This window comes from Gardnerella sp. KA00255 (assembly GCF_049244095.1).
GTDB classification, from domain to species: Bacteria; Actinomycetota; Actinomycetes; order Actinomycetales; family Bifidobacteriaceae; genus Bifidobacterium; species Bifidobacterium vaginale_F.
In genome coordinates this window covers 324,037-349,753 of sequence record NZ_CP058374.1, presented here as the reverse complement: position 1 = coordinate 349,753, position 25,717 = coordinate 324,037, and the positions used below count along the sequence as shown (strand labels likewise).

The window sequence follows — 25,717 nt, the reverse complement described above, 5'->3', positions numbered from 1 at the left end:
CCTGCCCACAAGGGCACTGAACAAAGGAGAAGAAAGTGAATAAATTCACTAAACAATGCGTGGCGGCATTCGCCTCGCTCGCAATGGCTGGCACGCTGTGCGTCGCCGGCGCCGTGGTGACAAACAACGTGGCATTTGCTACGGGTTCTGAAGCAGCTAGTACTGATCCTGCACCATGGGATAAAGCTGCTGCCAACAAGACTGGTTCCATCACAATCACCAAGTACAAAGATGAAACCAATGATAAAGGTGAACAGAAGAAGGAAACTGCTGTTCCTGGTGCAAAGTTTAAGGTAACTCCAGTTAGCAAACTAGATGGTACAGCTATTGATCTTAAGAAGTATGATGATTGGCTAAAAGTTGCTGCTAAAGTGCCAAGTCTTAACTTAAATCCTAGTTCTTTGCCAAGTACTGATTTAGGTACTGCAGTAACTAATCCTAATCCAGCTCAAGGCGAAACTGATAATACTCTGTTTGCAACAGGCTCTGATGGTAAAGTAACTGTTAACAATCTTCAAATTGGCTTGTATAAGGTTGAAGAAGTTAGTGTTCCAGATGGATATGAAAAGCTTCCGCAGCCGTTCTTCATGACTATTCCAGAGATTACCAGTGGTAAAAGTGGCACAGAATATGATTACAATCCAACTGTCGATCCTAAGAATGCATATACTAAGGATGCTATTAAGAAGACTGTTGACACTACAGGAATGGTTGGTACAAAGGATGATTTGCCATATACCATTTCAACTTCTGTAGTCACAAATAGTGGTACGCCTGTTAAAGATCGTACGGCTGATGATTACACTGGTTTTGCTGTGTGGGATGATGCGTTGATTAAAGCATATGATGCCAATACGAAAGTTGTGCAGAAAGTTACGATCGGTAATACACCGATTACGAATTCTGAAAACAAAGAAGATAAGTATAAGGTTACTGTTGAAGATAGTCCTATCGATAAGACTAGTGGCACCGCAACTCGTAAGCGTATTAAGATAGAGTTTACTGAGGGTGAAAATGGTGGTCTTAATGATATTGCTACTGCTCTTAAGACTTCGCCAAATGCAAAGTTAACTGTTGATCTTAAATTCACTCTTAACGAAGGAGTTGATTCTGGTGACCTCGTTAACAAGTATGGTTATCAGCCAGGATATAAGAAAGGTACTCCTGAAAATGAAAAGCCAAAGCCTGTTAACCCAGATCCAGGCAACGAATCTAAGGTAACTCTTGTTAAATTCCAGATTAAGAAGATAAGCAGTACTGACGGAACACCTATTAAGGGTGCTAAGTTTGCTGTGTTTGCAAAGGCAGATGAGGCAAACGCATGTGCTGCTGATGCTTCTCGTTCTGCTGATAAGTGCAAAAACAAGTCTTCTAAGGGATTTGCTGCTGATACTGAAACTGCTGAAACTACTGGCTTGACAGCAACTGGATTTAAAGCAAAAATTGGACAAAAGTTCTACGTTGTGGAAACTCAAGCTCCAGACAAATATGTCTTGGCTCCAAAAGTTGAAGAAGTTACTATTCCTACGGAATACACAAAAGATTCTCAGTATGATAGTCAAACGCAAACATTTGTTTACTCGTTCAAGGATGTTCCAACGAGCGACAATGGCATTGACCACTGGTTCAAGCTTCCTAAGACTGGTGCTTATGGCGTGATTATCTTTGCTCTTGTTGGCATGTGCTTGGTCGCTGTTGGCATCTTCGTCTTCATGCGTAATCGCAGGAAGGATGAAGAGCAGCAGGCTGCCTGATTGTAGTTCTGATGCTCGCTGTTAGGTGAGTATCTTGTGGGGTGCAGGGATTAATACTCTTTGCGCCCCACCCAATTAATGGCTAATTAATAGCTAAACACTAGATAAATTCTAACTGTTCTTGCAGCATTGCTTTCAACTGATTGTGCTGTAAGAACTTTAATAAATAACAATTCATTCTTTATTAAAGAAGAAGTTAAAATGTTTAAGAAATTTAATAATAAAAATTGTGCAAAAAACAAAAATACCAAAGAAAAGTTAGAAGGCAAACTTAAACTGGTAAGGTTCTCTTATAATCTTTCAAAGATTCTTACTGTGAATTTTGTTCCTGCATTTTTATTTGCATTCGTTCAATCAATGATGAGTGTTATACAAAGTGCAAGTCAAAATAAATCTTATAATGAATGCCTTGTAAGTAGTATCATGGAGTTTTTGGGATCTGCTTTCTTCGATATTTTATTAATACAAGTAGTGCTGTCTATAGTTGTATGTTTTTTATATGAACTAATGAAGCGTTATAAAGATGAGCTTAAGAAAATGGATCGAGCTCAATCAATGCCTAAAAAAGTGGGAATGCGTTATATATTTCGTTAGATAGTTTTTATTAAACGCAGAAGAACAACTGTGAATATATTAATCTACAGCTTATAGACGATACTCAAAAATCAGTAAATCTAAGATAAGAAAAACACGAAACGAGGAAGCATGAAATTGAACAGCGCTGTTACGAAAGTATATGCTTTTCTCAACAAGATTTCACAAAACAAGCTTTTTAAAAACCAGAATAACCAATCTTCACAAACAACTAACGCAACTAATGCAGCAACCGCAGCTAACGTAACAAACTCACCAGAGGTCTCAGCACAAAAACCTCACGCTGCCCACAAATCCAAGCAAAAGTCTATGATTCGTAAAATCATTGAGCCGATTGCGTTTGTGCTTGCAGGCATTTTGTGCTTCAGTTACCCAGTGGCGTCAACACTGTGGAACAACCACGTGTCTAAACAAATTTCTATAGATTACGACAAAGTAAGTTACAATCAATCCGCTAGTGTGCGACGATCTATTTTAAAAAATGCGCGAAAATACAATGCGCGAAGGAAAAAATTTTTTACAGCCGATCCGTATGATGGCAGTGATAATTACAAAAAAACAGAAGACTATAAGTCGTATATCAAACAACTAGATGAACCAATGGGAATTATGGGAATCATAAAAATCCCAAAAATAGGCGTGAAACTACCAATTTATCATGGTGCTTCGCGTGATGTTCTAGCTCGCGGAGCAGGGCACTTGTATGGTACTGATTTGCCGGTTGGTGGCAAAAACAGGCATACTGTTATCACTGCTCATACTGGATTGCCTACAGCAACCATGTTTGACGCTTTAACTGACATGAAGCGTGGAGATTACTTCTATATTGACGTACAAGGTGAAACCTTGCGATACAAAGTGTTCCGCATAAGCGTGGTTGAGCCGCACGATATTAGTTTGCTTCAGCGCGAAAAAGGGCGCGATTTGGCAACGCTGCTTACGTGCACTCCGTATGGTGTTAACTCGCATAGGCTTTTGGTGACGGGATATCGCGTTCTACCAGACCCAGCGCATGCTCCAGAAGATCATCTTCAATGGCCGCTTTGGATGACGCTGTTCCTTATAGCGATGATATTATCGGCGGCTGTTATTGCCACAATGATTATTATAATGGTCCGCAATCGTCGTAAAAATATTGAGCCGCATGGAAGGCATTTAAACTAACTCGACATATTGCTGATTATCTGACTATTTTCATAGAGATATACCCATATATCTGCATATAGAAATATACAGATATAGAGGTATACAGCTGTATACTAAAGATGCGTTTGTATCGTAGAAGGATTTGTTTTATTTTATGCTCGCTTGTATTGCATAAAATAACTACGCTTATAAGATTTATGAAATACGCGCGCTAAAAAGCTTAAAGCAAATAGAACTGGTATATTGAATATTTAACGTGACAATTGGAGGTTTGAGGATTGCATAATCATACTTCGAATAATAATAATACTTCGAATAATAATATTTCGCAGGATTCGAATGCATCGCGTAGCTTGCATCGCTCGCATCAGCATCGTCTAATATTAACGCTATCTCTTACGTCAATAGTTTTTATTGCAGAAGTAGTTGGCTCATTCCTCACGAATTCTCTTTCGCTGCTTATTGATGCAGGACATATGCTTACAGATATTTCTGTGCTTGTGGCATCTACTGTTACTGCAATTCTTATGCAGCGTCGACCAAATGGAAAGCGTACTTGGGGTTGGGCTCGTTTGGAAGTTATAACTGCTGCGGCTGGTGCTTTAGTTCTGCTTTTTGTTGGCGTATATGCTCTTGTTGAAGCAGGTATGCGTCTTTTTGGGAACGGTCATGATGGTATTCATGATGTTAATCAGCTGCTTTTCTTCGGTTTACTTGGTTTGGCTGCAAACGTTGGATCTATTATTATTTTAGTTTCTCGTTCTCATGACAATATGAATATGCGTGCTGCGTTCCTTGAAGTTATGAATGATGCTCTTGGATCTGTTGCAGTAGTGATTTCGGCAATTGTTATGATGAGCACGCGTTGGACTGGTTTTGATGCTGTTGCTGGTGGAATTATCGCGATTTTGATGATTCCTAGAGCGTTGAAGTTATTGAAGAACGCAATAAAGGTGCTTTTAGAGCAAACTCCTGAAGGATTGGATTTAGATTTAGTACGTAAGCATTTGGAAGGCGTGAAGCATGTTATAGCTGTTCATGATTTGCATGCTAGTACTGTTTCTACGGGTATGCCTATTTTTATGGCTCATGTAGTTGTTGAGAAGGATTTGACGATTGAGCAGTGTGCGCAAATTCTTAGTCAGCTCCAAGATTGTTTGCGCGAACATTTCCCAGTATCTGTTTCGCATACTACTTTTCAATTGGAGCCAGAAGGGTATACGACTCCTAGTTCCTCAGAGCATCACCAGCCGTGAAATCTTGAGTGGTTTTTGAAGTTATTTGAAGTTATTTTGAAGTTTTTTGAAGTAGAGTTATATACATGCCTTTAAAAGAATTAATTGATAATCCTCATAGTGAGCGAGTGAAACGTATTGCTGCTCTTACGCGTGGCAAAGTCAATGATTTACATAAATTTTTGGTTGAAGGTCCACAAAGTGTGCGCGAGGCAGTTCGGTATGCTGCAGATTCTATTTGCGATATTTATGTTGCAGAAAATGTTGTAAACGATTATAAGTCTTTTACGAATAATAATTCTTCTGATTCGAATGAGAATAATTCTACAGATACTATTCGCGCTATCGTTGAGGAATCTTTAGAAAAAGAATGCTATGTGCATCCTGTAAGTCTTGAAGTTATACGCAAGATTAGTAGTGACTCTCAAGGAATAGTAGCTGTTTTAAATTCGAAGTCTTTAGATGATTTTTATACTAGATCTTTTTATAACTTGCAGAATCCTTTAGGTGATAATTCTTTAGGCGAGAATCATATTAAACCTTTGCGAATTGCTGCTTGCTGGCAGGTAAGAGATCCTGGTAATGCTGGAGCTATTATTCGAGTAGCAGACGTAGCTGGATGCGATGCTGTAGTATTCGTTGATGATTGCGTAAGTCGTTGGAATTCTAAACTTATTCGTTCTACTGCAGGCTCATTATTCCATTTGCCAGTTGTTTCAATAAGTGAAAATGAATGGTTTGATTGGGCGAAAAAAGTTGGAATAAGAATTATAGCGGCAGATATTTATGGTACGGACGAGCGTAAGCCTAAAGATTTTCCTATTATTCTTGACGACAATAATATTATGGAATCTTCGCTTGCTGTTTTGTTCGGTAATGAGGCTAGAGGATTGCCTGTTAGTGTCTTAAATAAAGTAGACGAAATATCTGTTATTCCTATTTACGGGAAGGCTGAATCTATGAATTTGGCTACTAGCGCAGCGGTGATGCTTATGGGCTTGGCTATGTCTAGTCATGCGCGAAAAATGTAGCTTTGTAACGTTATTTAAATAACTGTTAGTACTTGGATAGGAAGGGTGCTGTGACGAGTAATAATACGTTTGATGTTGAAGCTGTAAAAAAAGCAGTGGAAGAGGGCATTGCTTGTGTTAATTCAGCTAAAAGCATGGAAGATTTGAAGTTAGCGAAAACTAAGTATGCAGGTTCTCAGTCAGTTATGACTTTAGCCAGTAAAGAGATTGGTAGTTTACCTGCTGACCAGAAAAAAGAAGTCGGAAAGTTAATGTCGCAGTTGCGAGCTGATTTTGGCCGTGCTTTTGCGCAGTCTTCTGATCGTATTAAAGCTCTTGAAGAAGCGCGTATGCTTTCTGCAGAGACTGTTGATATGACTCTTCCGATTAATCGTAAACCTTTGGGTGCGCGTCATCCTATTTCGCGTATTATTGAGGATTTTGAGGACTTCTTCGTTTCTATGGGCTGGCAGATTTCTGCAGGTCCTGAAGTCGAAACAGAGTGGTTCGATTTTGATGCTTTGAATTTTGGTCCGGATCATCCAGCTCGTCAAATGCAAGATACTTTTTACGTGCAAGGCAATCAGGCGAAGGATGCTGCAGGATTTGTCGGTTCAAACATGGTTTTGCGCACGCAAACTTCTTCTGATCAGGTTCGCGCGTTAATTGAGCGAGGCGTTCCTCTGTACATTGCTTCTCCTGGGCGAGTGTTCCGTACCGATGAGCTTGATGCAACGCATACTCCAGTTTTCCATCAGTGTGAAGCTTTGGCAGTAGATAAGCATTTGAGCATGGCTGATTTAAAGGGTGTGCTTGATCGTTTAGCTGTTGCTATGTTTGGTCCTGATGCAAAGAGCCGCTTGCGACCAAGCTACTTCCCATTTACTGAACCAAGTGCCGAGCTTGATTTATGGTTCCCAGATAAAAAGGGTGGTCCAGGCTGGATTGAATGGGGCGGATGCGGAATGGTGAACCCTAATGTTCTTAAATCCGCTGGCTTAGATCCAGAAGTTTATACTGGTTTTGCTTTCGGGGTAGGTTTGGAACGAACTTTGCTACTTCGACATGACATTAACGATATGCATGATTTGGTTGAAGGCGATAAGCGCTTCAGTGAACAGTTTGTGATGGGGGAGTAAAACTCATGCCAATGGTAGATATTGACTGGCTTAAAGATCATGTTGAAGTGCCAGAAGGTTTAACATACGAACAGCTTGCTAAAGATTTAGTTCGTGTTGGTTTAGAGGAAGAAGAAATTCATACTTCTCAGGTTACTGGTCCTATTGTTGTAGGCTACGTAGTAGATGCAACTCCTGAGCCTCAGAAGAATGGTAAAACTATTAACTGGTGTCATGTTGACGTTGGAGATAAATACAACGATGTTGACGAGAACGGTAAAAAAGTTCCTCGCGGCATTATTTGTGGCGCTCCTAATATGGCTGCTGGTGAAAAGGTAGTTGTTACTCTTCCTGGTGCTGTTCTTCCTGGAGATTTTAAAATTGAGCCGCGTAAGACTTACGGACATATTTCTGATGGTATGTGTGCTTCCGAACGTGAGCTTGGTTTAGGAGATAGCCACAACGGAATTATTTTGTTGCGAGAGTATGGCTTCTCTAAGGCTGAGTATGATGCGTTAAAGCCTGGCGATGACGCTATGGAATTACTCCATCTTAATAAGCCGATTTTGGAGATTAACATAACGCCTGATCGCGGATATGCTTTCTCTTATCGCGGTGTTGCTCGCGAATATCATCATTCAACTGGAGCAGTTTATAAAGATCCTGTTGAAGAATTAAATAAGAATGTTCCAATCTTAGATAGTGTTACATCAGCAGAAGCGGCCGATATTGAGGTTAGCGTAGAAGATAATAATCCTATTCATGGCGTTGTAGGATGCGATCGTTACTATGCTCGCGCTGTAAGAAATATAGATGCTAATGCTTCAAGCCCACAGTGGATGCGTCGTCGTTTAACTCGAGCTGGAATGCGTGGTATTTCCTTAGCCGTAGACGTAACTAACTATGTTATGTTGGATTTGGGTCAGCCTTTGCACGCTTATGATTTAGACAAGATTGAGTCTCCGATTGTTGTTCGTCGCGCGCGTTCAGGTGAACATTTAACTACTTTGGATGGCAAAGATCGCGAATTAAATAATGAAGATTTAGTGATTTGTGATTCTCCAAGTGGAAATCACGGTTCGCGTGTTCTTGGTCTTGCTGGCGTAATGGGTGGCATGTATGGAGAAGTTACGAGTGAGACTAAGAATGTATTGATTGAAGCAGCTCACTTTGATCCTGTTTCTATTGCTCGTACTGCTCGTCGTCATAAGATTCCTTCTGAAGCTTCACGTAGGTTTGAGCGCGGTGTTGATACGCAATTGCAGCCTGCTGCAGCTCAGATGGCATCTAAGCTTCTTGCTAATTTTGGCGGTGGCGAGCCATCTAGTCATCCTCGTGATTTAAACAATACGCAGCCTCGCGATGTTATTGTTTTTAAAGCAGATGAAGTAAAGCGTGTAGCTGGTCTTGATATTGATTTGAATCGTATTAGCGATATTCTTACGGATATTGGCTGCTCGGTTGCTGGTGGCGGTAACGGTTCATTCTCTGTTTTGCCTCCAACGTGGCGTCCTGATTTGAATGCTCCATGCGATTTGGTTGAAGAAATCGCACGCTTGGTCGGTTACGATGAGATTCCTGTTAAAGTTCCAGCTGTTCCTGTTACTGGTAAAACTGGCTTAACGAAAGATCAGGCTACTCGCAGGGCTATTGCGTACGAGCTTGCTGAAATGGGTTTGGTTGAGTCTTTGAGCTACCCGTTTGTTGGCAAGGAAGATTTTGATGCTTTCCGTCAAGATGTTGATGAGATTTCCAAAGTTAGTGTATTGATTGCAAATCCTTTGGCTGGAGATCGTCCTTGGCTTCGTCGCGATGTTCTTACAACTTTGGCTGGTACTGTTCGCAGGAATCTTCGCCGTGGTTTGAATAATGTTTCGCTTTATGAACTTGGTCACGTGTATTTTGCGGATCCTAATGCTCCGGCAATTCCTGCTTTGCCTGGCTCGGTTCGCCCTACGGATGCTCAGCTTGCTGCGTTGGATGCTGGTTTGCCTGAGCAGCCTTTGCATGTTGCAGCTCTTCTGACTGGTAATGCTGAAGAAACTGGTTGGCTTGGAAATCATAGGGAAGTTGATTGGAGCGATGCTGTAGAAGCTGTTAATCGCTTAGGAAAGCGAATCGGCGTTGCTTTTGATATTCGTCAGCTTAATGCTGATGATGTTCCTGCTTCTTGGCATCCGGGTCGTACCGCGAAGGTGTATATTCCTGTTGATGGTGCCGATGATGTTGAAATTGGTATTGTTGGAGAGTTGCATCCTCAGGTTGATGAGAATTTGGGCTTGCCAAAGCATTCTGCTGCTTTTGAGCTTGATTTAACTGCATTGTTTGATGCTATGCAAGCTAAGCCTGTTCAAGCAAAACCTGTTTCTACGTTCCCTCCTGTAAAGCAAGATTTTGCCTTTGTTGCTCCAATTTCACTTAGTGCTGGAACATTGCAAGAAGCTATAGAAAAAGCTTCTGGTGATTTGTTTGAGTCAGTTGAATTGTTTGACGTTTATGAAGGTGAACAGCTTGGTGAAGGTTTGCGATCTCTTGCCTATTCTGTGACTTTCAGAGCTGCAGATAGGACGCTTTCAGGTGATGAAATGGAAGCTGTTCGTGAATCGATTACGAAGGCTGCGTCTGTTTTGCACGCTACATTGCGTGTATAACAGCTACATTGCGTGTATAACAAGCTTGTAGTGGATTTTGTTAATATTTTCTCGATAACTAAAAAATTGGATATTTTAGCGAATATTTAGTAGATTTAGCAGATCTGGTAAATCTAGTGGATTTAGTAGATTTATTCGAAAATTTATTAATAAATCTCTATTGATATTGACTAAAATAAGTGGAGTTATGGTATATTCTATAGCTCCACTTATTCTATAAATTTATTTTGAAAGGTTTTAACGTGTCGAAGTCCTATTCAAAAGAATCGATGGATCCTTCAAATGCATCTTCTTTTAAAGGTGGTTCTTCTGTAGGTAATGCTTCTATCGATAATTCTTCTGTCGAGGATTTTTCTAGTGAAGATTCTTCGAAGGAAGATAGCTATAGGCAGCGTCCGCAGACGCGCGCGGCACGTTTAAGTCTTATTGAGCAAGCGTTGTTTACTGATGTTATTACTTCGCAATCTCAGCTTTCTCAAGTTCTTGCGCGTCATGGAATTGAAGTAACTCAAGCTACTTTAAGTCGTGATTTAGATGAAATTAATGCTGTAAAAATCCGTCTTCACGATGGTAGAATTGCGTATGTTTTGGGGGATGGAACGTCTCACGGGCATAACGTAGATTCTTTGCGCATAGAACAGCAAGTAAGTCGCATATTGTCTGGATTAGTAACTCAAGTTGCTCGTGCCAATAATTTATTGGTTATTCACACTCCATCTGGAGCTGCTCAATATGTAGCTAGTGTTATTGATAAGCAACCATTAAAAGGTGTTCTTGGAACTATTGGTGGTGACGATACAGTTATGGTTATTTGCGAATCTGATGAGATGGCAAAAAACAGAGCTGATTGGCTTATCGATATGGCTTCAAAAAATTAGTTGAATTCTTTATTAAGTGTCGTCGTCTGCTGACAGAATTGAATGGCTTGTAGACGTATTATTGTCTACTCGTGTTTTATTAGAATGCAATAAGGAGATACGAATGGCTCAGGTCAGGAATTACAAGGAAGCTGGTTTTACTTCCTTGTTTGAAGAGCTTAAGTGGCGTGGATTAATTTCACAATCTACTGATGAGAAGCAACTTGCTCAAGCGCTTGACGGAGAACCATTAACGTATTATTGCGGTTACGATCCTACTGCTGCTTCGTTGCATATTGGTAATCTTGTTCAGCTTATTAATATGCGTCATTTGCAGGCTGCAGGTCATCATCCTATTGCTTTAGTTGGCGGTGCTACTGGTTTGATTGGTGACCCTCGTCAAAGTGGTGAACGCACGCTTAATTCTAAGGATATTGTGGCTGGCTGGGCTGAACGTTTGCGCAAGCAGATTGGTCGAATTTTGCCTCTTGAGGGTGAAAATCCTGTTCGTTTTGTTAGCAATTACGACTGGGTTTCTAAGATGTCTGCTATCGACTTCTTGCGTGATGTTGGTAAGAATTTCCGTGTTGGCACAATGCTTTCTAAGGATATTGTGGCTCGCCGCTTAAATTCTGATGAAGGTATTTCTTTTGCTGAGTTCAGCTATCAGGTTTTGCAAGGTAACGACTTCTTGTACTTGTTTGATAATTACAACGTGACTTTGCAGCTTGGCGGTTCGGATCAGTGGGGTAATCTCACTTCCGGCATGGATTTGATTCGTAAAGTTCGCGGAACTTCAGTAAACGTATTTACTAGCCCGATTATTACAGATAATCAGGGTCGTAAATTTGGCAAGTCTGAAGGTAATGCCATGTGGCTTGATCCTTCTATGCTTAGCCCTTATCGCTTCTACCAGTTCTGGTTTAATCAGCCGGATGATGAAGTTGTTAAGTTGCTTAAAGTATTCACTTTCTTGCCAAAAGATGAAATTGAGCGTTTGGCTCAACAAATTCAGGATGATCCTGGAAGCCGTGAAGCTCAGCGTGTGCTCGCGTGGGAAGTTACAAGTTTCGTTCACGGTGAGGATTTAACTAATCAGGCTATTGAAGCTTCTTCTGCTCTGTTTGGTCGTGGAGATCTTAGCAATATTGATGAGCAGACTCTTGAAGCTGCTTTAGATGGCGTTAAAGTTAAGGCTGAAGATGGTAGCTTAGATTTCGCTAAAGCTAATGCTGGAGATCGTGTTGTTGAGGCTGCAGTTTCTGCTGGATTGTTCCGCACTATTTCCGAAGCTCGTCGCGCTATTGAAGCAGGCGGTTTGTATTTAAACAATGAGCGTGTTGATAGTGTTGACGATGTTTTAAGTCAAGATTCGTTCTTGCAAAATCGTTTTGCTTTACTTCGCCGCGGTAAGAAAGCTATTGGCGCTGTTACTTGCAAGTAATATTACTTGTTTTAACAGTATAGATAACAATAATGTGTGCGAATAATTAAATAAGATAATAAATAATAAATAGATACCTGTGTTTGTTTAGGACTTTGTTTGTTTACGACTTTCATTTGGTATTTGATGAAATAACTGTGCTTATGCAATATGCTGAATTGCTTTTAAGCATGTATATGAGAGGTGCCAATAATGGGCGAAGAACGTGGATTCTCGCGAAGCGGTGGTAAGTCGTTTAGTGGTGGACATGGAAAGTTTGGTGGTCATCGTAACGGTGCCAAAAGTGGAAGCGCTGAGAGACATGGCGGTTTCCACAAGGATGGCTTCCATAAGGGAGGTTTCCATAAGGATGGCTTTAAACGCGATGGCGTAAAGCACGACGGTTTTAAGAAAGATAGCTTTAGGAAAGATGGAGATCGTCGCGATTTTGATCGTAATGAAGATCGTCGCGGTGACTTTAAGAAGTCGTTCCATAAAGATGGATTCCATAAGGATGGCTTTAAGCGCGATGGCATGAAGCGTGACGGTTTTAAGAAGGATGGCGATCGTTTTGATCGTCGCGACAATCGTCGTGAAGATTTCCGCGATAATCGTCGCTTTAATCATGGCGAAGAGCGTGGCGAAAATAATCGTTTTGAACGAAATAATGACTACCGTTCAAGAAATGAAAATAGAAATAGCGAGGGTGGAAATCCGCGTTATAAAAAGTTTGATGACAATCGCTTTAATCATAAAGATGATCGTCATGATAATCGCAAGCCGCGTCGCGATGGCTTCCATAAGGATGGCGTAAAGCACGAGGGCTTCAAGCGTGACGGTTTTAAGAAGGATGGCGATCGTTTTGATCGTCGCGATAACCGCAATGAACGTCGTAATTTTAGTTATGAAAATGGTCCTCGTAGAAATTCTGATGGAACTATTTCTTATCCTTCGCAAAATCCTTATACTGCGCGTCGTCCTGGCGAACCTAAGATGCCTAAGGGCTTAGAATATTCCATGCTTTCTAAGGAATCACGAGAGCGTTTGCGTGGACTTTCTAAGGAGCATTCAGAAAATATTGGTTTGCATATTCTTGCAGCATATGCTTTGGAAGAAGAAGATCCAAAATTAGCTTTAGAGCACGCTCAATGGGCTGCTAAGCAGGCTTCTCGCATTGATTTTTCGCGTGAGACTCTTGCATTTATTGCTTACCGTCAAGGTGATTATAAGCTTGCTGCTAGAGAGTTTCGCACTGCTATGCGAATGAATGGTTATCTTGATTATTTGCCATTTATTGCCGATTGTGAACGCGGCATGGGCAATCTTGATAAAGCTTTAGAGATTTGCATGTCTGATGATGCGAAATCTGTTGTTGGAGAAGTAAAAGCTGAGTTGTTCTTAGTTTATGCTGGAGTTTTAGCTGATACAAATCGTATTGATAAAGCTATAGAGCTTGTTCATGTTATGGGTCGCTCTAAAGGTTTGCCTGGCGAGTATCGCATGCGAGCTATTCAAGCAGAACAATACTTCTTGGAAGAAGCTGGTCGTAGTGATGAAGCTATTGAGTTAGAAGGATTATTGGATCGTTTGGAAGAACAATACGCTGATTCTGATGATGAGGAAATTAATCCAGAAGATATTGTTATTGACTATGATTTAGAGCATTTCAATGATTCTTTGTTAGAAGATATTGGAGTGAGCGAAGAAGATGCTAAATATGCTCCTGAAGACGCTCCTGAGGATTCTGACGAGGATTCTGAGGATTATGACGAAGATTCTGATGAAGATTCTAGTGAAGATTCTAGTGAAGATACTTCTGAGGATTCTGAGGATGATACAGATACTTCGAGTAGCGCAGATGATTTAGATAGTGCAGACAATACTGAAACTATTGAGATGAATGCTGTTAATGCTTCCGAAGAATAATTAGACTCGTTATTTTATGCCCGGCTGCTGTATGTTAAGTATGGTAAGCCGGGCAATTGTTACTTTACGAATATTTGCTACTACTTTAGGATTATTAGGATTAAAATGCGAATCAAGTGCATTGAAATCATGCAAAACAGGCGGGGTTAGTTTTATGGAATCTAATAAACGAACGAATTTTTCATCGTCAAAGCGCATTTTAAGCGAGGCTTTTAGCTTAGCTTTACTTGATTTGGATGGCGTTGTATATAGGGGCGGAAATGCTGTTGAATATGCGTCTGAAGCAATTTCTAACGCGCAAAATCACGGTATGTTCATTGAATACACGACTAATAATTCTTCGCGTTTTCAATCTGTTGTTGCAAAGCAGTTGGAAAGTTTTGGTTTAAAAGTAGAACCATGGCAGATTATAACGTCTTCTGTTGTTGCTGCAAGAATGGTTGCTCGCCATGTTCCAAAAGGCTCTAAAGTTCTTGTTCTAGGTGCTGAGCATCTGCGTCAAGAAGTACAACGCGTAGGATTAGAGCTTGTAGATTCGTGCGAAGATAATCCTAAAGCTGTTATTCAAGGCTGGTATCCTCAAATGACTTGGCAAGAAATGGCGGAAGTTTCTTTTGCTGTTGAACATGGCGCAAAATATTTCGTTACCAACCGCGATTTAACTATTCCAAGAGAGCTTGGTATTGCTCCAGGCTGCGGCTCTATGATTCAAGCTGTTATTAATGCTACTGGTGTAGAGCCTATTGCATCTGCTGGAAAGCCGGAATCTGCAATGTATGATGAAGCGAGGTTCCTGGTTGCTGCTAATGCTCAACATGATGATGCTGAATATGCAAAATACACTGAAAAAGACGAGTCTGGTAATCCTGTAATTAGTGTTGAGAATTCATTAGCGGTTGGAGATCGTTTAGATACTGATATTGAAGCTGGAACAAGAGGGGGTTATGACTCTTTGCTTGTTCTTACTGGAGTTACAGATCCTCATATGCTTATGCTTGCTCCAAAACATTTGCGTCCAAGTTTTGTTTCCAAAGACTTGCGAGGATTAAACGAATCTCACAATGCTCCTGAACGCGTTGATGATACTACTTTTACTTGCGAAGATGCCGTAGCAAGAGTTGTGGATAATACTATTGAAGTTAATAACACTAATGATTGCAATGCTTTGCGAGCAGCTTGTGCACTGACATGGAGTTTGCAAGATAGTGGTAAAGCGCTTGACGATTATATTTTGCCGGAGTTTTCTCTATGATTATGAGAGAAAATCGGAATTTATTTGTGAATTCTGAACAGGACTTGATTCAAAGTCAAAACTTATCGCAAAGTCAGGATTTGGCTCAGCGTCTTGACTTAGCTATTGTGAATCGCGGTTTAGCTGAAAGTAGAACTATAGCTCAGCGTCTTATTCGATCAGGCGCAGTAAACGTAAATAATTGTAATATTAAAAAATCATCTTTTGTAGTTAAAAATTCAGAAAAAATAACCATTAATAACTCTGATAATGCAAGTTCATGCCTTAAATATGTTTCTCGAGGCGCGCTTAAATTAGAAGGAGCTTTTTCATTATTTGAAAATTCTGGATTAAAAATTGATCAAAATACTCTAGCTTTAGATATCGGCGCGTCAACTGGAGGTTTTTGCGATGTTCTATTACAAAAAGGTGTTAAATCTGTTATAGCGCTAGATGTTGGGCACGGCCAGTTGCATCCTAAAATTGCAAATAATCCTCGTGTTATTGAGATGAGCGGTGTAAACATTAGAGATGTTCATGATGAAGATTTGCCGTATAAGCCAAATCTGATAGTCTCTGACGTTTCTTTTATTTCGCTTACTCTTGTTATTCCAGTGATTTCTCGTATTGCTCAAGCGAATTCTAATGTAGTTTTACTTGTTAAACCGCAATTTGAAGTCGGCAAAGGTAACCTTGGCAAAGGCGGAATTGTAAACGATGAAAGTCTTAGAATCAAAGCTTTAAATACAGTTAAAGATTGTGCTGAAAATAACGGTTTGAACGTTATTCGTACTCATGAATCTCCTATAGAAGGAACACATGGGAATATTGAATATCTTTTATACGCTATTGTTAGAAATTAAATAGTTGTAAATTAAATAGTTGTAAATTAAATTGTTGGAATTGTAGATTAAATAATTGCAGATTAAATAGTTGTAAATTAAGTATTTGCTCTTTTATTTTTTAGTTAAATATTTTTTGTGCCCAATATTTCATGTATTAATTACAATGGTGACTATATTACAATAGTTACTATTGTTGCTAACAGTGTGAGGGGGCTGTGTAATGCCGGAACAATTCATGGGCGATTTTGCTTCGGGTATTCGTCGTGCGCTTGTTGTCACGCATGCACGTCTTGACAGCAAAAGTGATGTTGTTAGTCAAGTTAAAAATCAACTTGTTAATGCTGGTTTTCATGTAGACGTTTTTAACAGTGCTGCCGCGTCTGATTTTGCTCAAATTCCAACTCGTGTTGTTGATGAAAATACTGAAATTGTTGTTGTGCTTGGGGGAGATGGCACTATGCTTCAAGCAGCTGAACTAGTGCATTGTACTCCTGTGCCAATTATCGGTATTAATCTTGGGCATGTTGGATTTTTAGCTGAATTTGAAAGTTTTCAAATAGATGAGGCTATTCATAGAATTGCGCAAAAAGATTATTTTCTGGAGCGCAGAATGGAAGCTCATGTAGATGTGTGGCTTCCTGGAGCTAGTGAACCTTTAAGCGACTGGGCTTTGAACGATATCACGCTTGATCGTTCTGACAGGGGCCGTATGGTAGAGCTTTCAATACAAGTTGACGACGTGGAAATGTCATCTTTTGGGTGTGATGGTGTAATAGTTTCCACGCCTACAGGTTCTACCGCTTATGCATTTTCAGCAGGAGGCCCGATTATGTGGCCAAATGTTGGAGCATTGCAATTAGTGCCTTTAGCAGCACATGCGCTTTTTGCTCGTCCGCTTATTATTGGTTCGGGATCTACTTTTACTATCAATATTCTTGAAGAATCATCGTCTGGTGGATGGATTTGCTGCGATGGCAGACGTCAGCGTGCTTTACCGCAGGGTTCTAGAATCCAAATCCGCCAATCTAAAGATGAATTACTTTTAGCTCGTCTTTCTGGAGTTCCGTTTACTCAAAGATTAGTTACGAAGTTTGATTTACCTGTTGTTGGATGGCGTGAAAATCGTCGTAAAATAGCGGCTAAGCCTAAATATTATGAAGCAAATCTTCATAATGAAACTGATAGGAATTATGAAGATAGTCAAATTAATATAAGTAATTGTAAGCATACTAACACCACTAATATTGCTGATATTAGTGATACAAGCCTGTAGGTGATATCGTGCTTGAAGAACTAGAAATACGAAATTTGGGACCAATCTCTCATGCTGTTATTACTCCTTCATGTGGCATGACTGCTATAACTGGTGAAACTGGCGCTGGAAAATCAATGCTTTTAAGCGCTATAAAGTTGATATCTGGAGCTAAAGCAGATTCTTCAAGAGTTTCGTCATCTTCTGATGAATCTTGGGTTCAAGGCGTATTTTCTGTTTCGAAGTCAAGCATTGTAGCTGATTTATTGCATGAATCCGGGATTGATCCAGAGGAATCTGAAAATAATAGTTCTAATTTAGATATTTATGTTTCTCGTACAGTTCCCAAAACTGGAAGATCGAGGGCAGCTATTTCCGGATGTGGTGTTCCTAAATCATTATTGGAACAAGTTTGTGCCCAAACAGTAACAATTCATGGTCAAAGTGATCAGCTAAGAATTGCGTCAAGCACAAAGCAAAGAGAATTTTTAGATTCAGTTGCGTGCAATTTTAAAGAATTAGAGGAATATTCAGAAGCTTTTAAAGCTTTTCAAGACTCTATTCAATCCTATAATCGTCTTATAAATCAGGAATCATCTTCACGTCAGCGTGCTGATTATTTGCGTGAATCATTAGAAAAAATACGTCAAATTGATCCTAAGCCGCATGAAGATGAGGATCTTAAAGCTAAAAGAGATCGTATTGAGAATGCTGCTCAAATAATTCGCGGTGTTAGTGAAGCTATATCTGCTTTGGATGCAAGTCAAATAGATTATGGAGCTATGGATTCTGTTGATGCATTGCATTTAATAGATAATGCTGCTAAATCCGTGCGCTCTATACGAGTTGACGGAAATTACAATGACATTGCAAATCAGCTTGATGACATTTGCGCTCAAATTTCTGATATCGTCATGCAATTGGCTCAGCAGCTAGATATCGATGAAAGTCAAGAAGATTTAGATGTTATAAATGAGCGCATTCATGATTTAAATGAGTTAACTCGTAGGTGGGGTCCTCAAATTGAAGATGTTTTAGAGTGGGCTAAAAAATCACAATTAGAGCTTGAAGATTTAGATGATTCACCTGAAGCAGTTGCGCGTTCAAAAGAATTATGTGAAAAGCGATATCTTGAGGCTAAAAATCTTGCTGATAAGCTTTATGAGACTAGAAAGGATGCTGCAGAAAAGTTTTCTTCGGAGGTTACTAAAGAGCTTAAATCATTAGCTATGCCAGATGCTGTGCTTGCAATTAAAGTTGAAAAGCGTAAATCTGAAGAGTCGGGAAGGGTATCTTTAGATTCTCACGGTTTAGATAATGTTGAGTTTCTTTTTAAGCCTTTCCCGGGTTCTGCGTATTTGCCAATGGGCAGTAGTGCTTCTGGCGGCGAGTTGAGTAGACTTATGCTTGCTATGGAACTTGTAGCTGCTAGGTTTAAGCATGACGATAATCATTCCATGACTTTTATTTTTGATGAGGTTGACGCTGGCGTAGGCGGTGTTGCTGCAGTTGAATTAGGCAAGAGATTAGCTCAGCTTGCTAAAAGTGCTCAGGTGATTGTTGTAACGCATTTAGCTCAAGTTGCTTCTTTTGCGGATGCTCAGTTTGTTGTTAGTAAGAAAATCACTGATGTTTCTAATACTTCTCAAGATGTGCTAGATAGTGTATTGGAATCTGATTTAGATTCTTCATTAATTGCAGATACTACTGTTAGCAAATTAGATGATACTGAAAGAGAACAAGAAATTTCTAGGATGCTTTCTGGAAGTCAATCTCAAGCATCTTTGGAGCATGCTAAAGAGCTTCTGGATACTAGCAGAAAGTTTGTTGATGGAATTTAATAAAAGTAATCTTCCTATTCGCGCTGCAATATTCGATTTTGATGGAACTTTGATTGATTCTTTGCATGTTTGGGATGATATTGACAATGAAAGCTTTGCTAAAAGGGGTATTAGCGTTCCGGAAGATTTTGCTAGAGTTACAGCTACTATGACTCCTAAGCAAGTTGCTGATTATGTTATTGAACGTTTTGGTTTTGAAGATTCTCCAGAAGATTTGATGCAGGAATGGTCTGCAATGGCGTTTGACGCGTATGCTAATCGTTTGCAGCTTAGAAAAGGTGCTAAAAGCTATATTGAGAATTTGGATAGCAAAGGTATCAATCTAGTTCTTGTCACTACTCTTTCTAAATCTTTGTGTGAACCTTCGTTGAAGCGCACTGGAATATTTAAATATTTCAATACTATGTTTTTTGGTGAAGATTTAGATATTGTTGGTAAAAACAGTTCGAAGTTTTACATAGATTTAGCGCGTGAAATTGGTGTTAATCCGGTTGATTGTATTGTTTTTGAGGATTCTTTTAAAGCTTTATATTCAGCTCAACAAGCTGGTATGCGAACGTGCGCATTATTAGATGATGTTAAAAGCGATTTTAAAGAAGATTCTTTATTGTCAAACTGTTTAGCAGTGTTTTCTGATTTTTATGACGCGCCCAAAATATAACAAATAGTTTAAGCTGCAATGCAGTTGAGTGGTGAGGTTTCACATACCCCGGGTTTTGTCATGTGCATAAATGCACACGGATGGCCATCCATCTCGATTTGACGTTGCCGCCAAACTCTAGCAGTCTACCCGAAGACTTGGGCGAGCAGCCCTTAATGCCTTCTGCTTGACCTTGCTCCCAATGAGGCTTGCCATGCGACTAACTGTTACCAGAAGTCCGGTGGTCTCTTACACCGCCATTTCACCCTTACCTAAACGCACTTAAAAAACGATTAGGCGGTTTATTTTCTGTTGCGCTATCTCTCAGGTCACCCTGGGCGGACGTTATCCGCCATTGTGCTCTATGGAGCCCGGAAGTTCCTCAGTCACTCCGAATGAACATTGCGACCGCGGCCATCGTGAAACCTCAACCTTCCTGAGTATAGCAGACTTAGTTAGAATCGTAAAAAATTATTTTTTGTAGTTATTTTTTAGCAATTGCTATCAATAGGAATTCCTTTACTATCAATATGTATTTCTTAGCAAATTCAATAGGCGTCCCTTAGTAAATGTAATAATCTTTTATTTTTATAAAACGCGCTAGTTTGTTAAGAAGAAACCTTATATAATGAATATATCGATGGCATCGTGGCTATCGATGTGCATACAGACCGAGTATAGTGCTCGGGTTATTTTAAGGAGGTTCGCATGGAAATCGTCATTACCGGACGTCATACGCAGATTAAGCCAAAGTTTCGTGACGTTGTGGAAAGCAAGATGAGTCGTGTGACCGCCATTGCCCCGGATGCACAGCGCGTACAAATTGTTGTTTCGCATGAAGGTAATCCAAGGCAGGCAGATACGGCAAAACGAGTAGAAATTACCGTTATTGCAGGAAGTACAGTTATTCGCGCTGAAGCAGCGAGTACAGACCAATACAGCGCATTAGATATGGCTTTAGATAAGCTTACGTTGCGTTTACGTCGTACTCGTGATCGTCGCAAGGATCATCGTCGCGGATATGCTCAGATGACTCCGGTTGATTTGGGTGTGGCTGATGTTCCAGTTGAAGAAGTTGAAGAAGAACCAGATGAAGAAGAAGAAACCAATAGTGCTGATGCAGCTGTTGCTTCGGATCTTGGTCCTGGTGAATCGGTTGAAGTCAGTGTAGGAAGCACTCCTATTGTGATTCGTCGCAAGCTGCATATTGCTGAGCCAATGAGTATTGATGAAGCATTGTATGAGATGGAACTTATTGGCCATGATTTCTTCCTGTTTGTTAATAAAGAAACTATGCGTCCATCGGTTGTATATCGTAGGCATGGTTGGAGCTATGGCGTATTTGAGATTGATACTCCAGAAAATGTAAAGAAGTGATGCATAGGTAGGTTTCAGATAGAAAAGTTCTACAATAATTGTATATAAAATATACATGTGTAATGCCCGCTAGGTTTAATCTTAGTGGGCATTATGCATGAGAAAAGAAGTAATAAATATTTGTTATCTAAAATATTTGTGTTTATATGTGTCTTTTATGTATATTGCGTATTTTATGTCTATATTCATGCTGATATTTTTAAGTAAAAGTATTGTTATATTTAAATAACAACGCGCTATATTCAAAAAATCCCAGCTGTCGCGTAATATGGGCACAGTTTCGTCTGTGCCGTCTAGGCCGTCGGTGCAGACATGACCTAAGGGAGTGAAACGTGGTAGATATCGTCGACAAAGCCTTGCGAATGGGCGAAGGCCGTCAGTTGAAACGCCTTGAAAACGTAGCCAAGGCTGTGAATGCGTTAGAAGAAACTATTTCTGCGCTTTCCGATGAAGAATTGAAGGGTCAAACAGCCAAGTTCAAGCAGCGTTTAGACAACGGTGAATCTCTTGATAAGCTTATGCCTGAAGCTTTCGCTACTGTGCGAGAAGTCTCTAAGCGCACTCTCGGTCAGCGTCACTTTGATGTGCAGCTTATGGGTGGTGCTGCATTGCATTGGGGCAATATTGCAGAAATGAAAACAGGTGAAGGTAAAACTTTGGTTGCTACCTTGCCTAGCTATTTGAATGCTTTGGAAGGCAAAGGTGTACACGTTGTCACCGTTAATGATTACCTTGCAAGCTATCAGAGTGAATTGATGGGTCGAATTTATCGATTCCTTGGCATGAGCGTTGGCTGCATTATTACAGATCAGCAGCCACCAGAGCGTCGTAAGCAGTACAATGCTGATATTACTTACGGTACGAATAACGAGTTCGGCTTCGATTATTTGCGCGATAACATGGCGTGGGAGAAGAGTGAGCTTGTACAGCGTGGACACCATTACGCGATAGTCGATGAGGTTGATTCTATTCTTATCGATGAGGCTCGTACTCCATTGATTATTTCTGGTCCTGCAGAAGGAGATGTGACTCGCTGGTATCGTGAGTTTGCAAAGCTTGTTCTGAAGTTAGATCGTGATAAAGATTACGAGGTTGACGAAAAGAAGAAGACTGCTGGTATTCTCGATTCTGGTATCGCTAAGATTGAAGATTATTTGGGTATTGATAATCTTTATGAGCCAAGCAATACAGCACTTGTTGGTTACTTGAATAATGCTTTGAAGGCTAAGGATTTGTTCTTACGTGACCGCGATTATGTTGTTACAAACGGTGAAGTTTTGATTGTTGATGAGCATACTGGTCGTGTGCTTCCTGGTCGTCGTTACAGCGATGGTTTGCATCAGGCAATCGAAGCTAAGGAAAACGTTGAAGTTAAGGCTGAAAATCAGACTTTTGCAACTATTACTTTGCAGAATTATTTCCGCATGTATGACAAGCTTGCTGGTATGACTGGTACTGCAGAAACTGAAGCTGCAGAATTTATGGGTACTTATAAGCTTGGTGTTCTTCCAATTCCTTCTAATCGTCCAGTTATTCGTATGGATAAGGATGATTTGATCTTCCGCACTAAGAAGGAAAAGCTTGCTGCAATAATTCGCGATGTTGCAATGAGACATGCTAAAGGTCAGCCTGTTCTTCTCGGTACTGCATCTGTTGAATCTTCAGAAATTGTTTCTTCTTTGCTTGATGTTGCTCGTATTCCTCATCAGGTGTTGAATGCTAAGCAGAATGCAAGGGAAGCTGCTGTTGTTGCTGTTGCAGGCCGTAAGGGTGCTGTTACTGTTGCTACTAACATGGCAGGCCGTGGTACTGATATTATGCTTGGCGGTAACGTTGAGTTCTTGGCTGATGCAAAGTTGAAGGCTGATGGATATTCTCCAGACGATACTCCTGAAGAGTACGAGAAGCGTTGGCCTGGTGTTTTGGCTGAAGTTAAAGAGCAAGTTAAAGACGAGCATGAAGAAGTCAAGAAGCTTGGCGGCTTGTATGTTCTTGGCACTGAGCGTCACGAATCTCGTCGTATTGATAATCAGCTTCGAGGCCGTTCTGGTCGTCAGGGCGATCCTGGTGAATCTCGCTTCTACTTGAGCTTGGAAGATGATTTGATGCGCTTGTTTAACACTCAGCTTGTAGCTCGTGTTATGTCTAAGGGATTGCCTGAGGGTGAACCAATCGAATCCAAGTATGTTTCTAACGGCGTTCGTACAGCTCAAAAGTCTGTTGAAGCTAGAAACTTTGAAATGCGTAAGAATGTTTTGAAGTACGATGACGTTATGAATAAGCAGCGTACTGTTATTTATTCTGAGCGCCAGATGGTTCTTAGAGGCGAAGACATTCATAGCGATATTTTGAAGTTCATTTCTGATACTGTTGAAAGCTATGTTCGTGGAGCTCAAAATCGTTCCGATAAGCCTAAGAATTGGGATTGGGATGGTTTGAAGAATGCTCTTGACCTTGTTATGCCTGTAACGCTTAATTGGGATGAAGTGCGTGCAACAGTAGAAAAGCTTAAGGGCGAAAAAGCTACTAAGGCTTTGTGCGATCTTATTGTTGAAAACTCTAAGAATTCATATAGTCTTTTCGAAGATCGTTTAGGTGAAGATAATATTCGTCAGCTTGAACGTCGCGTTGTACTTGCTGTTTTGGATCGCAAGTGGCGTGAACATCTTTATGAGATGGATTATTTGAAGGATGGTATTGGTCTTCGTGGTATGGGTCAGCGTGATCCTCTGGTTGAATACCAGCGTGAAGGCTACCAGATGTACAATTCCATGATTGAAGCCATTAAGGAAGAGTCAATTCAGCTTCTATTCCACATTGATATTGATCAGATTGCTTCTACAGAAGAAGTTGAATCAGATAGTGATGTAGATAACGATGTTGCTGAAGCTTCTGCTGAAATAGATTCCGAAGAAAACTCCGCTATCGTAGGACCTGCTCCTTTGAGCCATGCTGAAGGTGAAGTCCCAGCAAGTATGCGTCCAAAGGCAGAAGAGTGGAAGACTCCGTGGGCTGATGGCCGCACATTCCCAGGCACAGGCAAGAACGATGAGTGCCCATGCGGTTCTGGTCGTAAGTACAAGTTGTGCCATGGTCAAAACGAAGTTGAAGAATAATAATAATTTATAAAAATAAGTAAAGACCGGCTGTTTTCAGCTGGTCTTTACTTTTTCTAATCTAATGGATGTTTATCCGTTTAAAGTGCCATATTGCGCGATATAAGCACTATCTAAACCCTAGCGCCTTTTCCGTAATCGCTATATTCGTTATTTTCGTTATGTGAATCTTTTCGTATCATCAATAATCCGAATCCGCCAATTATTATTAAAACTATGCTTATCGATCCTGCTATATAAGCAATAATCGGTATAAATGCGCTTGTAATAATGCCTGCTATACCAACTAATAGCATGATCCACAAAATTACGATTGATAAGCGAATGTTATTAAAACGCGGATTTGGCGGTACAAAATCATCTCCGTACTTATCCATAGTGCTATCGACGTCTAACCAGCTAGAGCGAATATTATCTCTTGGTCCATGCGATAAAAATTCTTCTTGTTCGCGTCTTAAATTTTTTTGTGCATTTTTGCGAGCCTGTTCTTCTTGTTCTTTAATTTCTTTAATATTGCGTTTTTCTTCTCGCTTGACATATTTTTCGAAGTTTTTTGCGTTTTTAGATTTTTCTATATCTTTAAAATCTTCAGCGTGTTCAGACAAGAAATTCGACCAATCATCTTGCAAGTCGTGTGAATTGTTATCTTTTCCACTATTGTTTCCCAGGCGAGGGGAGTTGGTATCCTTAGATGATGTCATGAGTTATACTGTAGCAAGTCTGCTTGATAGCGTGTTAAACAAGTTCTTAATATCTTGCGTGCGCGCAGAAAGGTTTTAGCATGCTTTATTGGTTTTTCGTAAAGGGGTTGGGTTTCATAGCTCGTATGAGGATTCATCCGAGTGTTAAAGGTGTAGAGAACATACCTAAAAAAGGTGGAGCGATTATTGCAGCTAATCATTTAGCTGTTATCGATGACGCGTTACTGCCATTAACTTGCCCAAGAATGATTCATTTTATGGGGAAAGCTGAATATTTCGAAGGCAAAGGTTTTAAAGGTCGCTTTAAAAAGTGGTGGTTTACTTCTGTAGGCGTATTTCCTGTTGATCGTTCTGGAGGTTCAAAATCTCTTGGCGCTTTGAATCATGCTAGAGAGATTATTGAAAAAGGCCATCTTTTTGGAATTCATATTGAAGGAACTAGAAGTCCTGATGGAAGATTATACAAGGGACATACCGGTGCAGCTCGTTTAGCTTTAGAAACAGGTTGCCCTATAATTCCAGTGGCAATTATTGGTACTCGCGACTTGCAGCCTAAAGGACAAGTTATTCCTTCAAAAGGCAAGACTTGTGCTATTTATGGTAAGCCAATTATTGTTGAGCCTGTAAAAAGTAGTGAAGAAATAACGCGCGAGCGCTTGCGTGAAGTTACAGATAGTATCACTAGAGCAATTCAAGCTATGAGCGGTCAAGAATATGTTGATGAGTACGCTCAAGTTGTTAAGAAGCGCATGAAAGAAGCTCAGCAGGCTGAAGATAATCTTTCCGAGCAAGCTAAATAGTTTGAGCAGTCATGCGTAGCAAAGGCTGTAAAAGCGTAGAAATCTGATTAATCTAGGTATTCTTGCTTTCGTGAATGAAAAAGCGTTACAGACTGTAAATCTCTGTAACGCTTTCTTGTAAGCTTTTCTGTAAGCTTTTCTGTAAGCTTTAAGAGTCTTACTGTAAGCTTTCTTGTAAGACTATGTAAGACTCTGTAAGA

The 25,717-nt window shown here is 40.2% G+C and carries 19 protein-coding genes and 1 other RNA gene; 18 read left to right on the top strand and 2 right to left on the bottom strand.

Translation table 11 applies throughout. The features are described 5' to 3' along the window. The first annotated feature begins 35 nt into the window (after positions 1–35). The 15 genes from HXT51_RS01385 (at position 36) to HXT51_RS01315 (ending at position 19,544) form a co-directional block, all read left to right on the top strand. Complete coding sequence (locus HXT51_RS01385) at positions 36–1,754, top strand: SpaH/EbpB family LPXTG-anchored major pilin (protein WP_421776598.1); 1,719 nt, start codon at positions 36–38, stop codon at positions 1,752–1,754. 201 nt (positions 1,755–1,955) lie between these two features. Further along, positions 1,956–2,348, top strand: coding sequence for a hypothetical protein (locus HXT51_RS01380; RefSeq protein WP_421776597.1), 393 nt, complete (start codon positions 1,956–1,958; stop codon positions 2,346–2,348). Positions 2,349–2,459: 111 nt separating this feature from the next. Continuing rightward, complete coding sequence (locus HXT51_RS01375) at positions 2,460–3,512, top strand: class C sortase (protein WP_421776596.1); 1,053 nt, start codon at positions 2,460–2,462, stop codon at positions 3,510–3,512. A gap of 305 nt (positions 3,513–3,817) precedes the next feature. Further along, positions 3,818–4,750, top strand: a complete 933-nt coding sequence (locus HXT51_RS01370; protein WP_421776792.1) for a cation diffusion facilitator family transporter — start codon at positions 3,818–3,820, stop codon at positions 4,748–4,750. Positions 4,751–4,815: 65 nt separating this feature from the next. Then, complete coding sequence (locus HXT51_RS01365; protein WP_421776595.1) at positions 4,816–5,760, top strand: TrmH family RNA methyltransferase; 945 nt, start codon at positions 4,816–4,818, stop codon at positions 5,758–5,760. Between the two features lie 32 nt (positions 5,761–5,792). Beyond that, positions 5,793–6,878 (top strand): phenylalanine--tRNA ligase subunit alpha, encoded by a 1,086-nt coding sequence (pheS, locus tag HXT51_RS01360; RefSeq protein WP_103084127.1) that lies wholly within the window; start codon positions 5,793–5,795, stop codon positions 6,876–6,878. A gap of 5 nt (positions 6,879–6,883) precedes the next feature. After that, positions 6,884–9,508, top strand: a complete 2,625-nt coding sequence (gene pheT / locus HXT51_RS01355) for a phenylalanine--tRNA ligase subunit beta (RefSeq protein WP_421776594.1) — start codon at positions 6,884–6,886, stop codon at positions 9,506–9,508. Positions 9,509–9,777: 269 nt separating this feature from the next. Beyond that, positions 9,778–10,386, top strand: a complete 609-nt coding sequence (gene argR, locus HXT51_RS01350) for an arginine repressor (protein ID WP_421776791.1) — start codon at positions 9,778–9,780, stop codon at positions 10,384–10,386. 103 nt (positions 10,387–10,489) lie between these two features. Beyond that, positions 10,490–11,809: a tyrosine--tRNA ligase gene (tyrS, locus tag HXT51_RS01345; RefSeq protein ID WP_421776593.1), complete on the top strand. Its 1,320-nt coding sequence runs from the start codon at positions 10,490–10,492 to the stop codon at positions 11,807–11,809. Between the two features lie 192 nt (positions 11,810–12,001). Further along, the gene (locus HXT51_RS01340; protein WP_421776592.1) at positions 12,002–13,714 is read left to right on the top strand and encodes a hypothetical protein; all 1,713 of its coding nucleotides are present in this window, start codon (positions 12,002–12,004) and stop codon (positions 13,712–13,714) included. A 154-nt stretch (positions 13,715–13,868) separates the two neighbouring features. Next, entirely contained in the window at positions 13,869–14,966 is a 1,098-nt protein-coding gene (locus tag HXT51_RS01335) for an HAD-IIA family hydrolase (protein WP_415692207.1), read from the top strand. A 26-nt stretch (positions 14,967–14,992) separates the two neighbouring features. Beyond that, positions 14,993–15,808, top strand: a complete 816-nt coding sequence (locus tag HXT51_RS01330; RefSeq protein ID WP_415692040.1) for a TlyA family RNA methyltransferase — start codon at positions 14,993–14,995, stop codon at positions 15,806–15,808. Positions 15,809–16,010: 202 nt separating this feature from the next. Then, positions 16,011–17,063 (top strand): NAD kinase, encoded by a 1,053-nt coding sequence (locus HXT51_RS01325; protein ID WP_415705807.1) that lies wholly within the window; start codon positions 16,011–16,013, stop codon positions 17,061–17,063. 8 nt (positions 17,064–17,071) lie between these two features. Beyond that, entirely contained in the window at positions 17,072–18,883 is a 1,812-nt protein-coding gene (gene recN / locus HXT51_RS01320) for a DNA repair protein RecN (RefSeq protein ID WP_421776591.1), read from the top strand. Beyond that, positions 18,873–19,544, top strand: coding sequence for an HAD family hydrolase (locus HXT51_RS01315; RefSeq protein WP_421776590.1), 672 nt, complete (start codon positions 18,873–18,875; stop codon positions 19,542–19,544). Before recN ends, HXT51_RS01315 begins: the two co-directional genes overlap by 11 nt. Before the next feature lie 28 nt (positions 19,545–19,572). Here HXT51_RS01315 and rnpB read toward each other — a convergent pair. Then, positions 19,573–19,953: RNase P RNA component class A (gene rnpB / locus HXT51_RS01310), an RNA gene on the bottom strand. Positions 19,954–20,231: 278 nt separating this feature from the next. On the opposite strand from rnpB, the gene hpf reads away from it, so the two are divergent. Together hpf and secA are read left to right on the top strand one after the other, a co-directional pair. Then, positions 20,232–20,900 carry a ribosome hibernation-promoting factor, HPF/YfiA family gene (hpf, locus tag HXT51_RS01305; RefSeq protein ID WP_415692036.1) on the top strand — a complete coding sequence of 223 codons (669 nt, stop codon included), beginning with the start codon at positions 20,232–20,234 and terminating at the stop codon, positions 20,898–20,900. Positions 20,901–21,232: 332 nt separating this feature from the next. Then, positions 21,233–24,016: a preprotein translocase subunit SecA gene (secA, locus tag HXT51_RS01300; protein WP_103084137.1), complete on the top strand. Its 2,784-nt coding sequence runs from the start codon at positions 21,233–21,235 to the stop codon at positions 24,014–24,016. Between the two features lie 113 nt (positions 24,017–24,129). Here the strand turns inward: secA and HXT51_RS01295 are convergent, their stop codons facing one another. Next, positions 24,130–24,717: a hypothetical protein gene (locus HXT51_RS01295; protein ID WP_415692035.1), complete on the bottom strand. Its 588-nt coding sequence runs from the start codon at positions 24,715–24,717 to the stop codon at positions 24,130–24,132. 80 nt (positions 24,718–24,797) lie between these two features. Here HXT51_RS01295 and HXT51_RS01290 point away from each other — a divergent pair, with 80 nt between their 5' ends. Then, positions 24,798–25,517: a lysophospholipid acyltransferase family protein gene (locus HXT51_RS01290; RefSeq protein WP_103084139.1), complete on the top strand. Its 720-nt coding sequence runs from the start codon at positions 24,798–24,800 to the stop codon at positions 25,515–25,517. Positions 25,518–25,717: the final 200 nt, after the last annotated feature.